At 69.6% G+C, this 14,466-nt stretch carries 11 protein-coding genes and 1 tRNA gene; 6 read left to right on the forward strand and 6 right to left on the reverse strand.

The features are described from left to right. Positions 1-5: 5 nt before the first annotated feature. The 6 genes from OV090_RS26185 to OV090_RS26210 form a co-directional block, all read right to left on the reverse strand. Positions 6-350, reverse strand: coding sequence for a hypothetical protein (locus tag OV090_RS26185; RefSeq protein ID WP_267707344.1), 345 nt, complete (start codon positions 348-350; stop codon positions 6-8). Positions 351-579: 229 nt separating this feature from the next. Continuing rightward, positions 580-2,907 carry a hypothetical protein gene (locus tag OV090_RS26190; protein ID WP_267707345.1) on the reverse strand — a complete coding sequence of 776 codons (2,328 nt, stop codon included), beginning with the start codon at positions 2,905-2,907 and terminating at the stop codon, positions 580-582. Further along, positions 2,904-3,746, reverse strand: a complete 843-nt coding sequence (locus OV090_RS26195; protein ID WP_267707346.1) for a hypothetical protein — start codon at positions 3,744-3,746, stop codon at positions 2,904-2,906. Before OV090_RS26195 ends, OV090_RS26190 begins: the two co-directional genes overlap by 4 nt. Then, entirely contained in the window at positions 3,743-5,590 is a 1,848-nt protein-coding gene (locus OV090_RS26200) for a sigma 54-interacting transcriptional regulator (protein ID WP_267707347.1), read from the reverse strand. The genes OV090_RS26195 and OV090_RS26200 overlap by 4 nt, the downstream gene beginning before the upstream one ends. A gap of 7 nt (positions 5,591-5,597) precedes the next feature. Further along, positions 5,598-6,665 (reverse strand): hypothetical protein, encoded by a 1,068-nt coding sequence (locus OV090_RS26205; RefSeq protein WP_267707348.1) that lies wholly within the window; start codon positions 6,663-6,665, stop codon positions 5,598-5,600. Between the two features lie 22 nt (positions 6,666-6,687). Next, a complete protein-coding gene (locus tag OV090_RS26210) occupies positions 6,688-8,520 on the reverse strand; it encodes a serine/threonine-protein kinase (RefSeq protein WP_267707349.1) in 1,833 nt (610 codons plus the stop codon). A 249-nt stretch (positions 8,521-8,769) separates the two neighbouring features. Here OV090_RS26210 and OV090_RS26215 point away from each other — a divergent pair, with 249 nt between their 5' ends. From OV090_RS26215 to rplT, 6 genes are all read left to right on the forward strand, one after another. Next, positions 8,770-10,614, forward strand: coding sequence for an AMP-dependent synthetase/ligase (locus OV090_RS26215; protein ID WP_267707350.1), 1,845 nt, complete (start codon positions 8,770-8,772; stop codon positions 10,612-10,614). Positions 10,615-10,742: 128 nt separating this feature from the next. Further along, a tRNA-Val gene (locus OV090_RS26220) sits at positions 10,743-10,816 on the forward strand. A gap of 86 nt (positions 10,817-10,902) precedes the next feature. After that, positions 10,903-12,675 carry a threonine--tRNA ligase gene (gene thrS, locus OV090_RS26225; RefSeq protein ID WP_267707351.1) on the forward strand — a complete coding sequence of 591 codons (1,773 nt, stop codon included), beginning with the start codon at positions 10,903-10,905 and terminating at the stop codon, positions 12,673-12,675. Positions 12,676-12,917: 242 nt separating this feature from the next. Beyond that, positions 12,918-13,628, forward strand: coding sequence for a translation initiation factor IF-3 (gene infC / locus OV090_RS26230; RefSeq protein ID WP_267712087.1), 711 nt, complete (start codon positions 12,918-12,920; stop codon positions 13,626-13,628). Positions 13,629-13,797: 169 nt separating this feature from the next. Continuing rightward, positions 13,798-14,001 carry a 50S ribosomal protein L35 gene (gene rpmI, locus OV090_RS26235; RefSeq protein WP_096333201.1) on the forward strand — a complete coding sequence of 68 codons (204 nt, stop codon included), beginning with the start codon at positions 13,798-13,800 and terminating at the stop codon, positions 13,999-14,001. A 3-nt stretch (positions 14,002-14,004) separates the two neighbouring features. Continuing rightward, complete coding sequence (rplT, locus tag OV090_RS26240) at positions 14,005-14,361, forward strand: 50S ribosomal protein L20 (RefSeq protein ID WP_096333202.1); 357 nt, start codon at positions 14,005-14,007, stop codon at positions 14,359-14,361. The last annotated feature ends 105 nt before the right edge of the window (positions 14,362-14,466 follow it).

A 14,466-nucleotide genomic window follows, 5' to 3' on the forward strand; every position in this document is an offset into this window, starting at 1 on the left:
GAATCCTAGAGCGCAAGGAGCTCCCGGCGTGCGTCGGCGTGTCGTCGACCCCGTTCGGCAAACTCGCGATGAAGCGCGATGAGCCGATCGATTCGTCGTCCGAGATCGGTATCCGAGCCGGCGCATAGCGCCTGGGTCTCGCGGAGGAGGTTGGAGAGATCCGCCGCAGCATTCGCGTCTTCCTCGGCCCATCGCTGGGGCTTCTGGTCGAACAACGCGACCAAGCGATCACGGAGAAGATCGATGCGATACCCGCACTCGACCGTGGCCGGTCGGGCCACGATGTCTTGTTGCGCGAGCCCCGCGTAGATCCCAACCAGTGCGTAGAGGATGGCGACAACGGCGGCCACCACCCACAACACAATGAGTTGCCGATCACGAGTAAGACGTCCTGGGGCGGCTTGGGTCAGTGCGCGGCAAGTCTCCCAGGTTCCCCCCAAGGGGTCAAGCGGCCCAGCGGCGCCCGAGGCGCTTGTCGACCCACGCCGCCGCGGGTGAGGCCGCTTCGGGTGAGGCGCCGGGGCACCAGGCTGGCTCACAACTCACGCCGGCACCGAAGCTGTCTTTTATGCCAGGTGGCTACTCGGCCGCGGCGGCCGCCGCTCGGGCGACGAAGCGGACGATCTGATTCTGCGGCACGCGCAGCGGGCTGGAGACCGGACGGATTCGGCGGATCTGGCAACCCTCTCCGGACAGACAGGTGCCGGGGGCGTTGAGGTCCAGCGGCTCGCCGTCGGGATCGAGGAGACCCTCGCCGCTCGTGAGGTCGAGGGGGATCACCCGGCTGTTGCTGACGAAGTCGTCGAGCTCCAGGGTGTACACGGAGCCGGAGGTCAGGAGGAGGGCCTCGTCGTCCAGGTCGGCGACCAGGAGCCCGTCCTCCTCGACGAGCAACGGGCTGTCCTCGCGGAGATCGACGACGACGATCGGGGCCGGGCCGGTGGCGCTGTTCTGCGGGGTGGCCATCGGCAGCGCGGTCACGAGGTAGACGCCGGGGTTGACCGGGAGGACGAACTGACCCTCGACGGTGGGGGTGTTGTAGAAGTACGGGCCGAGCAGGGTGTTGGGGTCTTCGCCCCGGATGACGCGCTCGGCGAGGACCTCGGCCGGCATGCACGCAGCGCCGTCGCAGTCTTTTTGCCCGGCCTTGCCGCGCAGCAGCACGCGGGGCACGAGCTCCTGCTCCGGCAACTCGGTGGCGTCGGAGGTGATCGTCGCGGGCATGAAGGTGGAGCGGAACAGCGAGCCGACCGGTGGTTCGATCCGCAGCGTGTAGGCCTGCCCGTTGCCGCTGGCAGGGCCGGGGCTGAGGTTGACGCTGCAGGCTTCACCGGCGGCGTTGCAGTCGGCGGAGCCGTAGTTGACGCGCACGGTGCCCTGCTCGTCGGCGCCGCTCAGCGGCATGCAGGCGGCAGCCGCCCAGGTGGCCGGGTCGGGGACGGCGAAGTCGCCGACGATGGAGATCGGAGCCTTGATCGGGCACGTCTCGGGCGCAGCGGGCGGTGGTTTGGTCGCGGCCTCGGCCAGGCACGAGGTGTCGCAGCAGGTCCACTCCTGCCCGGCCTTGTTCTTGAAAAGGCGCGCCGGCGTGCCCTTCAGCGGGACCAGGACCTCGACCGCGCGCTGCCACGTGGGCAGGCAGATCCGCCCGAGCGGAGTGCTGCCCATGGTGTCGCCGACGAGGAAGGTCAGGACGACGCGGTAGTTGAGGCGCGGCAGCCCGATCCGGGCGTCCGGAGTGGTGCTGACGACGAACTCCATGGTCCGGTCGGCGGCCGGATTCTCCTCGCAGTAGGTGTAGACCCACGCCGACACTGCGGCGTCGTCCTTGGCCTCGGCGGTGATCGGCTTGATGGCCGGCCGGTCGGTGAGGTCGAGCGCGCACTGCTGCAGGTCGACGCGGCACACCTGGCCCTGGGGACACTCCGCGTCGCGCTTGCAGCCGCACCGCTTGCCGTTCCCGTCGGGGTCGGCGTAGCACTGGAACGGCTCGGGGCACTGGCCGCTGGTGGCGCAACTCGGATAGGACGAGTTGACGATCGTCTCGACCGAGCAGGTCGCCGGGGTCTGGCCGATCGGGTTCGGGTCGCACACCGGCGTCTCGGGGTCGCCGTCGTCGGCCCGTCCGGCGTGGCGCATGTTGACGACCACGGTCGCCGGCGGCTCGAGCGGCGGCTCGCTCGCCAGTGGGCCGTCGGGGAAACGGATGTTGCCGAGCACCCGGCGGTGACACTCGCGGATCGTGCGGATCGTGAAACTGTCGTCGCCCGCCTCGACGGTCTTCTTGCGCATCAGCTGGCGCGCGACGATCCCGCGGCCCCACAGGAACGGCTGGTCGCCGGCGACGTCGTCCTGGTACGTCAGCTTGGCGTAGAGCGGCTGATCCGCGTTCTCGTCGCCGACGTCGTAGCGCGGCCAGGCCTTGAAAAGCACCGGATCGGAGTCGACCGAGCCGTCGAGGGTGGGCGGCGGAAAGCTGAGGTCGGTGACGACGAAGGGGGAACGGGCGAGCCGCGACGGCTGCTGCAGCTCGATGCTGGCGGCCACCGGGACGCCCTCTCCGGTGTCTTCTTCGAGCTCGTCAAGCGGCCATTCCTCCAGCTCGATCCGGAGGCGGTCGCGGATCGCGTCGCGGTGGACGTAGTAACGGTTGGGCACGCGATCGAGGATTCGGCTGAGCGCCTCGTCTTCGCCGAGGAGCTCGAAGCGGAACGGCGGCTCGACCGTCTGCACGTCGATGGCGATGCCCTCGGGCGGCGGCAGCCCGTTCTCGAAGCAGATGTTGTTGCTGCAGACCTGTCCCGCGAGACAGTCCATGTCGGACTTGCACGAACGGTCCTGGTCGTCGGGCGCCTCGGTCGAACACGCCGCGGCCAGCACGGCCGCGACCAGCGGCCGGGCCTTCACGACGACTCCTTCTCCGGCCGGCACCGCTTGAAGCAGTCGTGCTTGTCGTCGTTGGCCGGGGCCTTGTCGCAGCTGAACACGTAGTGGGTGCTGTCGTACGTGGCGCCGTTGTCCATGTCGGGGACGCCGACCTGGCGCGCGAGCCCGTCGGGCCTGAACCACGCGCGGTCGCTGACCATCACCGTCAGGGTGTGGAAGCCCTTCGACAGCCGCGTCCGACCGCCGTTGCACAGGTCGATGCCGGTCTGGTCGCCGCCGACGACGAGCTGGCGGAGCTGCGGGTCGCGGCGTCCGGCCGGCTTGTACGGGGTGTCCAGGCGGTCGAGCTGCCGCTCGGGGTCGTAGTAGCGCAGGTAATCGACGAAGTTGTACGGGTACCAGGTCCCCTGCGGCAGGTCGAGGAGCAGCGCGGCGAAGATCTTGTCCTTCGCCTCGCGGGTGCGCGGGTCCTCGTCCTGATCCTCGACGAACAGGACGAGGTCGAACCCCTTGTTGTCCTTCTGCTCTTCGGGGCAGGTGCAGAAGGCGTAGGGGTTGGTGATGGTGTTGTCGAAATCGTCGATCTCGGTGTAGGCGGGGTCGAGGAAGTGCGGCGAGGCCTCCCGCGGATCGGACTCGCCGGGCTGCGGGCACACCTGCGGTATGTCGTCGTCGAGGTTCGGATCGCAGGCCGTCTCGCCCTCCACCGAGAGCAGCACCGACTCCAGGATCCGCACCGCGTTGCGGTTCGTGATCGCCGTCTTCTCGAACACGATCTCCTTGTCGGGCAGGACGCACGAGAGCGCGCCTGTCGCAAGGGACAGGGCGACAAGGACAGGTCCGAGGACGGGGCGATTCATCGCGGGGCGGCTCCCTTGTCGCCTTCCTTCTCGAGGTGGCGGAAGATCGTGCGCGGGTCGACGCCGAGGTCGCGGGCGGTCTTGGTGCGGTTGCCGGAGTTCAGCGCGAGCACGCGGTTGATGTAGTCGCGCTGCCACAGCTCGCGCGCCTCGGCGAGCGGGAGGATCTGCTCGGGGTTGGCGATCTCGACGGGCCCCGGCTGACCGGGCACCTCGATCTCGAGGTCGAGGTCGCGGGCCGTCAGCGACGGGCCGTCAGCCAGCACCAGGGCCTTCTTGATGTGGTTCTCGAGCTGGCGGATGTTGCCCGGCCAGGCGAAGCGGAGCAGGCCGCGCTCGGCGCTGGCGTCGAACGGCCGCGCCGGATCGATCTTCGACCCGTACTCGCGGGCGTAGCGGGTGACGAAGTAGCGGGCGATGAGGAGGATGTCGTTGCCGCGCTCGCGCAGGGCCGGCAGGTGGATGTCGATGACGTTGAGGCGGTGGAACAGGTCCTCGCGGAAGCGGCCGGCCTGGACCTCCTTGGCGAGGTCGCGGTTGGTGGCCGCGACGACGCGGACGTCGATCGGCTGGGTGCGGGTGTCGCCGACGCGCTGGATCTGGCGGTCCTGCAGCACGCGCAGCAGCTTGACCTGCAGCTGCATCGGCATCTCGCCGATCTCGTCGAGGAAGATGGTGCCCTTGTCGGCCGCCTGGAACTTGCCGACCTGGTTGGTGACCGCGCCGGTGAAGGCGCCCTTGATGTGGCCGAACAGCTCGGACTCGATCAGGTTCTCGGGGATGGCGCCGCAGTTGACGGTGACGAGCGGCCCCTTGGCCCGCGGCGAGCGGTTGTGCAGCTCCTGGGCGATGAGCTCCTTGCCGGTGCCGGTCTCGCCGGTGACGAGGACGTTGATGTCGGTACCGGCGACCTTGTCGACCCGCTTGAACACCTCGATCATCTGCGGACAGGCGCCGATGATCTGGCCGAACTTGACCTGGTCGAGGCGCTTCTGCAGGCCGGCGCTCTCGTCGCGCAGCTCGCCGAGGGTCTGGGCGTTCTTGATCGAGAGCGCGGCCTGGGTGGCGTAGACGCGCAGCATCTCGAGCTGGCTCGGCTTGAACAGGTTCACCACCGAGTTGTTGCCGACGTAGATCAGGCCGATGAGCTCGCCGCGCACGATCATCGGCGCGCACATCACCGAGCACAGCTTGAGGTTGATGACCGACATGCTGTTTTGGAAGCGGCCGTCGTTCAGCGCGTCGGAGATGATCTGCGGCTCGCGCGAGGTGATGACCTCGCGCAGGATCTTGTCGCTCAGCAGTTGCTCGGGATCGTCGACCGGCTGGCGATCGAGGCCGCGGGCGACGCGGATGGCGTAGCGCTCGCCCTCGATCAGCACGAGGAAGCCCTTGCTGGCGCCGGTCAGCGAGACGACCTGATCGATGAGCTCGGACAGCAGGCCGTCGAGGCTGCTCTCGGCCCGCGCCAGCAGCTCGGAGAAGCGCTGCAGGTTGCGCATGGCGTCGATCTGCAGGCGCGCGGCGCTCTCGGGGTCGGCCGCGGGGGCCGGCGGGTCGACGGCCGAGAAGGTGACCTCGACGTTGCCGATCAGCAGGACGTCGCCGTGGCGCAGGACGTGCTCGCGCAGCTTCTTGCCGGCGATGAAGAACACGGCGCTGCGGCTCGAAGACTCGACCTTGAAGCTGCCGGCGGTGTGCTCGAGCGTGCAGTGCGAGGGTGCGATGTCGGGGCCCTGCAAGACGAGGTGGCAGTCGCGCGAGGAGCCGATCTGCGTGATCCGGTGGCGCAACAGGAAGCGCTGGGTGACGCCGTCGGGGCCGGTGTATTGCAGGTGGGGCATGCGGTTCTCAGAAGCGGATCTTGACGCCGAGACCCCCGCCGCCCGGGACGAACGTGGGAGCCGGCGCCACCTGCAGGATATCACTTCTGCGCAGCTCGCTCGACCGGGGGCCGGGCTTGCCCGAGGGCGCTTTGCCGGGCTTTTTGCCGGCTGCGTCGTCGTCGTCGCCCTTGAGCTCGCTGCGCGGCACTCGGACCCGCTTGGCCGTGGTGAACGGGCGGAACAGGATCTGCGCGAGGACGATGTCGAGGGCCAGGGCCCCGAGGAAAATCGTGCCCATCGCCTGCTCGGCGTTGCGCAGGGCCAGGCCGGGACCACCGTCGGGTAGATCGCAGACCAACGAACTGTCCTGGAAGCCGTTGAGCCGCTCGCAGGCGGTCACGCGCCGGATGAACAGGCCCAGCGCCGCGGCTCCGATCGCCAGCTCGCCGCCCAGGAAGATGCCGCCGAGGGCCTTGTTGCCGTTGTAGAAGTGGCCGACGCCGAACGGCACCAGCGCGACGGCGCGGTTGCGGGCGACCTTCTCGACGACCTCGACCTCCTGCTGCTCGTAGGCCTTGCGCAGCTGGTCGTGATCGCGGCCGAGCGCGCTGTGGCGGACCTTGAGCTCGTCGAGGTCGGCGATGCAAGCGGCCCGCTCGCCCTTGCACATGTTGAAGCTGGCCCGGTCGCGCTCCTCGCGGAGGCTGTTGTAGAGGTCGTAGAAGGCCTTGCTGTGGGTGTCGGCCGGCGGCCGCCAGTCGGGCGAGGAGGCCAGCAGGCGCTTGATGTAACCGGTGGCCCACTCCTGGCTGACGGGGGCGATGTCCGGGTCCTGCAGGGTGGCGTCGGAGAGGTAGCGCAGCGCGGCCTCCTCGAGCAGCGGATCGCCGAGCTTGCGCCCGTCCACCAGCATCGGCTCGAGCAGCGCGCGCACGCGGGCCCAGTTGCCCTGCGTCCACGCCTGGATGGCGGCGTTGACCTTGTCGACCTCGGTCGTCGGCACGAGCGGCGGCGCGGGGGTGGTCGGCGGACGCGCGTGGACCGGCGACGTGACGGCGACACCGAGAGCGAGCGAGCAAGCGAGGAGGCGCATGCGGGATCGGTGGAACGCGGCGCTAGAGCGGCGTGAGGGCGATGGGGAACGAATTGCGGCCGGGGCCGATCCGCTGCTTGAAGGTCTTGCCGGCGTAGCCCTGCGCGCGCACCTCGATGACGATCTCGGCCTCGAGCTGGACGCCGAGGTCGATGTCGGGGAAGCGCTCGACGTCGAGGAGGTGCGGGCGGGTGTCGGGGCAGGGGCCGCTGACGCACACGACGGTGGTCTGCTGCGGGTTGCCGGTGAAGTCGAGGATCGCCTTGACGGGCTTGACCGGCAGCTCGATCGGCGTGCCGGGGCGACAGTCGCCGCGCTCGACGGTGACGTGGCCCTTGTACTTGGGGCCGGCGACGTGGACCAGCGCGCGCTCGCCGGGCAGCTCGAACTCGACGACCTCGTTGCGCAGCGGCTGCTTGAGCTTGCCGATCTGCAGCGAGTGCAGGCCGCCCTGCAGCAGCACGACCGGCATGCCGACGATCCGCACGGAGCACGGCGTGGTGGTGGACGCGGCCTTCGGCGTGGCCTTGGTCGGCTCGACGGGGCGCACGCCGGCGCTCTTGCGCGGGGTGGGGGGCTCGACGATCGCCTTGGGCTCCTCGCGCGGCGGCTCGCTCGGCTTGGCGGTCTTGTGCTCGGGCCGGACCGCCGTCGACGGGACGATGCTGCCGCCCGGGCCCTCGTCGCCGGGGCGGAAGTTCTCCTCTGTCGGCGGGGTCATGTACAAAAGGACAGCTCCGCCGCTGACCGCCGCCGTGGCCAGCAACGCGGCGCCGCCGGCCATGAGCCGCTTGACGGTGCGCTCGCGGGTCCGCAACCGCGAGAGCATCAACTTGGCCTGCTTCTGGTCGCGCTCGAGCTCGAGGACGCGGCCGAGCAGGCGGATCGCCCGGGCGCTGTGGCCGGCCCGGGTCGCGCCCTCGGCCCGGGTCATCAGCGCGTTGCAGATGCGCTTGTCGAGCTGATCGACGTAGCGGTCCGGATCGGTGAAGTAGGTGGTGACCTCTTCCTGGGTGGCGGTGACGCCGACTTCTTCGAGGTAGCGCTCGAGGTCGCGGACGAGGTCGTCGGCGGTCTGGTAGCGCTGCTCCGGCTCGCGCGCGAGGGCGCGGTCGATGATGGCCTCGAGCTCGTCGTCGACCAGCGAACAGATGATGCTGGGCCGCGTGTACTCGGCCTCGGCGATCCGCGCGAGCACCTCGTGCGGGTTGCGGCCGGAGAACGGCAGCTCGCCGGTGGCCAGCTGGTAGAGCATGACGCCGACGGCGAACAGGTCGGTGCGCGAGTCGATCGGCTTGCCGTTGATCAGCTCCGGCGCCATGTAGGCCGGGCTGCCGAGCAGCTGGCCCGTCATGGTCAGCTTCTGATGGTCGATGATCTGGGCGATCCCGAAGTCCATCAGTTTGATGCAGCCGTCGCTGCGGATCATGACGTTCTCGGGCTTGATGTCGCGGTGGACGATGCCCGACTTGTGCGCGTGGCCGAGGGCGGCGCACAGGCGGTGGATGATCAGCGCGGCGAGGGCCGGCCGCGGCCGCCAGCGCGTGTCGAGCCACTCGCGCAGGGTCATGCCGTGGATGAATTCGGTGACGAGGTAGCTCTCAGCCTCGCTCTCGCCCGAGTAGTCGTAGATCTCGAGGATGTTCTCGTGCCGCAGCTTGGCGACCGTGATCGCCTCGCGCCGCAGCCGGGCCCGCGACTCCTCGCGCCCGGCCATGTGCGGGTGGAGGACCTTGATCGCGACCTCGCGGCTCAGGACCGTGTCGATGCCGCGGTAAACCACGGCCATGCCCCCATGCCCGACCTCGCTCTGGATCTCGTACTTGTCGAGCTTGGTTCCGACCAGGGTGGGCATCGCGGGAAGAGGACTCCGTCCGTGTACTACAGATCGACCCCGGAGGGGCACAAGGCCGGTTCCGCGCTGCGGGCAGATCGGCTCCAGGGGCGATTTTTCGGCCCCGGAGAGGCCGATGCCCGGGCGCAGAACGCGACCGGACGGGGACGGACCGGCCCTTAGACACCACGTCCGCGCCCCTCTCCGGCGCGAAGGTGCGCCCGGGCTCCGCGCGCCGGGCCGATCCGTGGTAGGGGAAAGCAGCGTTCCATGCCCCGCTCCGGTTTCGTGCCCCAGCCCGCCGAGGGGCTGACTTTTCCCAGCGCCCTGGACATGTTCGCCGCGCGCGTGCGACGCACACCGGCGGCCACGGCGCTGCGCTACAAGCTGCGTGGGAGCTGGCACACGCTTCAGTGGCGTGATTGGCACCAGGCCAGCCGGGCCATCGCGGCCGCGCTGGTGCGCATCCACGGGGTCCAGCCCGGCGACCGGATCGCCATCCTGGCGCGCACCCGCGTCGAGTGGGCGCTCGTCGACCTGGCCATCGCCATGGCCGGCGCCGTCAGCGTGCCCATCTACCCCAGCGTGACGCCCGAGCAGGCGGCGTACATCCTGCGCGACTGCGGCGCGCAGCTGGCGTTCGCCGACAGCCCCGGCTGGCCCGAGCGCCTGCGTGGGCGCGACCACGCGCTGCGCCACACGTTCTGCTTCGACGAGGCCGGGCCGCTGGCGGCCGACTGGAGCTCGTTCGAGGCGCTCCAGACCGCCGGCGAGGGCGCGCTGCCAGGGACCGAGGCGGCGCTCGAGGCGATCGCCGAGGAGCTGTCGCTGACCGACGACTTCACGTGGGTGTACACGTCGGGCACCACGGGCCGCCCGAAGGGCGCGGTGCTCACCCACCGAAACATTGTTTACGAGGCGTGGGCGATCAAGAGCGTGATCGCGGCCGATCACGCCGACGAGCAGTTGATGGTCCTGCCGCTGGCCCACGTGTTCGGCCGCCACCTCCTGTGGGGTGCGGTGGAGCAGGGGGCGGTCTCCGCGTTCGCCGCCGACCCGGCCGAGCTGGAGCTGGATCTCGTCGCGGTCGCGCCGACCTTCATGGGCGCGGTCCCGCAGATCTACGAGCGCCTCTACGCGCAGATCCGCGCGGAAGTCGCCGCGGCCGGCAAGCTCGCCGAGGCCAGCTTCGCCTGGTGCCTGCAGGTCGGCCGCAAGGTCAGCATGTGCCGCCAGCGCGGCCAGGCGGTCCCGGGCGCCCTGGCGGTCAAGGCGAGCGTGGCCGACAAACTGTTCTTCGCCCGCATCCGCCAGCGCCTCGGCGGTCGCCTGCGCTTCTTCGTGTCGGGCGGGGCGCCGCTGGCCCGCGAGGTGGCCGAGTTCTTCCACGCGCTCGGGGTCCTGATCCTCGAGGGTTACGGGCTGTCGGAGACGACCGGCGCCTGCACCGTCAACCGCCCCGACCGGTTCCGCTTCGGCACCGTCGGCCCGACCATGCCGGGCTGCGAGCTGCGGATCGCCGACGACGGCGAGGTGCTGGTGCGCGGGCCAGGGGTCATGCGCGGCTACCACGACCTGCCCGAAGAGACCGCGGCGGCGATCGACGCCCAGGGCTGGCTGCACACCGGCGACATCGGCGAGCTGCACGACGGATTCCTGACGATCACCGACCGCAAGAAGGACCTCATCATCACCTCGACCGGCAAGACGATCGCGCCGCAGCCGCTCGAGCGGCGGCTCGAGCTGGCCGAGGGGATCGCCCACGCGCTGGTGGTCGGCGACGGGCGGCCGTACCTGGCGGCGCTGATCGCCCTCGACGAGGAGGCGATGCTGGCCCGTTCGCGTCAGGAGGGGCTGGGCGCGCGCCGCTTGGCCGATCTCGTGCGGCACCCGCGGATCTTGCAGCTCGTCCAGGGCCACATCGACGCGCTCAACGCCGATCTCGCCGGCTACGAAGCGATCCGCCGCTTCTCGGTGGTGACCACGCCGCTGACGATCACCGGCGGCGAGCTCACCCCGACCGGCAAGCTGCGCCGCCGCGAGGTCCAGGACCGCTATGCGGCCCAGATCGCCGCGCTCTACCCGGATTCCGGGCAGCGGGCGGTGGCCGGGTGACTCGGCGCGATGACCGCGAGGCCGGGGGCGCGGCTGTCGGCGACCGTTTCGCTTTGTGCTTGACGTCCCCGGGCGGTTGCGCTACCTAGGCAGCCCCTCGCCGGCACCGGCGAGCAGCACGAAAAAGCAGGGCCGTAGCTCAGTTGGTTAGAGCGCTACCTTGACACGGTAGAGGTCGACGGTTCGAATCCGTCCGGTCCTATGGAACGCCGCTGAGGCTCGCCTCAGCGGCGTTTTTCTTGTTTCTCGCTCGCTCCGGCGGCTCGCCTTGTGTACGCTTCGCGCCCCATGGCGGACGAACACGCGCAAGAGATCGAGCACATGATCGACCCTTCGGTGCCGAGTCTGTCGCCGGTCGAGACTTTGCGGCACAGCGCGGCCCACGTGATGGCTTCGGCGATCAAGCGGCTGTGGCCGGAGGCCAAGCTGGCGTTCGGGCCGCACACCGAGGACGGCTTCTACTACGACATCGACATGCCGCACCGCCTCGTGCCCGAGGACTTCGCGGCGATCGAGGCCGAGATGCAGAAGGAGGTCGAGGCGCGCCACCCGTTCGTGCGCGAGGAGATCGCCCGCGACGCCGCCATCGAGCTGTTCCGCGGCCTGAACGAGACCTACAAGGTCGAAGCGATCGGCTCGATCCCCGCCGGCGCCACCCTGACGCTGTACCGCAGCGGCGACTTCGTCGACCTGTGCCGCGGCCCCCACGTCAAGAGCACCGCCGACGTGCGCGCCTTCAAGGTGATGAGCATCGCCGGGGCCTACTGGCGCGGCGACGAGAAGCGGCCGCAGCTGCAGCGCGTGTACGGCACCGCGTTCGCCGACCGCAAGGAGCTCAAGGAGCACCTGCGTCTGCTCGAGGAGGCCAAGGCCCGCGACCACCGCAAGCTCGGCAAGGAGCTCGGGCTCTTCTACTTCGACCCGATCGCGCCGGCGAGCCCGTTCTTCACCGGCCGCGGGGCCACGATCTACAACCTGCTGCAGGCCTACGTGCGCGGGCTGTACCGTCGGCACGGCTACCAAGAGGTGATCACCCCGCAGATCTTCGACATGGATCTGTTCCGCACCTCGGGCCACTACGATCACTACAAAGAGAACATGTTCGCCTGCACGGTGGACGAGCGCGAGTTCGGGGTGAAGCCGATGAACTGCCCCGGCCACTGCGTGCTGTTCCGCCAGTCGCACCACAGCTACCGCGATCTCCCGCAGCGCCTGGCCGACTTCGGCCGCCTGCACCGCTATGAGCGCGCCGGCGTGGTCCACGGGCTCACGCGCGTGCGCAGCTTCTGCCAGGACGACGCCCACATCTTCTGCACGACCGACCAGGTCGGGCAGGAGATCGCCAACGTCACGGCGATGATCCTCGAGTGCTACAAGACCTTCGGCTTCGACCGGCCGGACATCGAGGTCAGCACCCGCCCGGCGTCGTTCCTCGGCGAGCTCGAGACGTGGAACCGGGCCGAGGCGGCGCTGATGGCCGCGCTCGACGGCGCCGGCCTGCCGTACACCATCAATCACGGCGACGGCGCCTTCTACGGGCCGAAGATCGACTTCAAAGTCCGCGACGCGCTGCGCCGCAGCTGGCAGCTCGGCACCGTCCAGCTCGACTTCCAGCTGCCCGAGCGGTTCGGCCTCGAGTACGTCGCGCCCGACGACTCGCGCGGCCGGCCGGTGATGATCCACCGGGCCATGCTCGGCAGCCTCGAGCGCTTCTTCGGCGTCTACCTCGAGCACGTGGCCGGTCGCTTCCCGACCTGGCTCGCGCCGGTGCAGGTGGCGATCTTGCCGATCACCGCGGCGCACCACGCGTGGGCCGGCGAGGTCGAGGCGGCGCTGGTCGCCCGCGGCCTGCGGGTCCACACCGACCTGCGCAACGAGAAGCTCGGGCTCAAGATCCGCGAGGCCACGCTGCTGCGCGTGCCGACGATGCTGGTCCTCGGCGACAAGGAGGTCGAGGGCAGGGGGGTCGCGCCGCGCACCCGCGACGGTCAGACGGGCGCGCTCGAGCCCCTGGCCGGCTTCGTCGATCGCATGGCCGAAGAGGCCCGGATCCCGTCCTGAAGTCGTGATGGCGCGGTCACGAATGTGACGGCGCGGGCACAGTCACGGACGAGGCGGGCCGGGCTGGGGCCCGCCGCGCGCACCGTCCCGGACGCCGCCGTGGTCGGCTACGCGGGGCGCAGTGTGCTGCGTGTCGAAGGGGCTTGACGGCGCGTCCAGAATTGCACACAAAATGGCGCCCCGGCTGAGGAGGTGCGCGAAGCTCGCCTCACTCGCCGCTTTTCTCTTGAAGGAGTACCGCCATCGGCCGCAGACAACAGAAGCCCAAGCCCCGCGTCGAGACCCATCGCGTAGGTCGCCGGATCCGCGTCAAGGAAGTCCGGGTGATCGACGCCAATGGCGAACAGCTTGGGATCATGCTCACCCAGGATGCCATGGCGCGCGCGGAGGAAGCGAACCTTCAGTTGGTTGAAGTCAACCCGAAGGCCAGCCCTCCCGTGTGCAAGATCATGGACTACGGGAAGTTCAAGTACGAGACCGCCAAGCGCGACCGCGAGGCGAAGAAGAACCAGAAGACGACGGAGCTCAAAGAGGTCAAGTTCCGCCCGAAGACCCATGACCACGACTTCGACTTCAAGACCCGGCACATCCGCCGCTTCTTGGACGAAGGCGACAAGGTCAAGCTCGTCGTCCAGTTCCGCGGTCGCGAGATCACCCACCCCGAGACGGGTCGTGCGATCCTCGAGAAGGTGATCCGCGAGCTCGTCGACGTCGCCACGGTGCTCCAGCTCGCGCAGATGGAGGGCAACCGTATGAACATGGTGCTCGCCCCCAAGCCGCAGCGCCCGGGCGTGGTGAAGCCCAAGCCGCCCGAGGGCCCGATCGCCCGTCCTGTCGCTCCGCCGGCGCCGGCGCCGTCCACTGACGGCGAGGACGACGACGAGGGTTACGACGACGACTTCGACGACGACACGACGGGTCTCGACGACCCGGACGCTGACGCCGCCAACTAATCCGGAGCACGGCGGGGCCGTCCGCCTGCTCGAATCCGTGAGTCAACACAAAACCAGCGGCCAGCCCCGGACCTCGCGTCCGTGGGCGAGCTGGGGTATCTCCAGCCCCCCGTCACGCTTCAAGGCGCCCAGCGCCTGAACTGGCCCTCGCTCTCTAGAAGACGCCATCATGCCCAAGATGAAGTCCCACTCCGGCGCGAAGAAGCGCTTCCGCTTCACCGCTTCCGGCAAGGCGAAGCGAAAGCACTCGCACAAGAACCACATCCTCACCAAGAAGCACAGCGACCGCATTCGCAAGCTCAAGGGCATGACGATCGTCTCCGAGCCCGACCAGCGGCGGATCGAGATCATGCTTCCGAATGGGAGGACCTGAACCATGCCTCGCGCAAAACGTGGATTTAAGGCGCGGCGCCGCCGCAATCGTATTCTCAAGGCCGCGAAGGGTTTCCGTGGCGGCCGCTCGCGGATGTTCCGCCGCGCGCTCGAGGCAGTGCATCACGCGTGGATGCACATGTACACGAGCCGCAAGGGCCAGAAGCGCGTCATGCGTCGGCTCTGGATCGTCCGCCTCAACGCCGCCGCTCGTCTGCACGGCCTCAGCTACAGCCGCCTGATCGAGGGCCTCGGCAAGGCCGGGATCGTCCTCGACCGCAAGGTGCTGTCCGACCTCGCGGTGTTCGACAACGCGGCGTTCGGCAAGGTCGTCGCCGAGGCTCGCGGCGCCCTGGCGTAGCGAACCCTCCTCCTCGGGCCCGTCGTGCTGCTCGCGCGTCGGGCCCGAGTCGCGACCTGAACCCGGCGCGCCGCGCCAGACCGCGGCACGCTCTCGCCCCTGAGA

Source organism: Nannocystis sp. RBIL2 (assembly GCF_026626745.1).
Lineage (GTDB): Bacteria > Myxococcota_A > Polyangia > Nannocystales > Nannocystaceae > Nannocystis.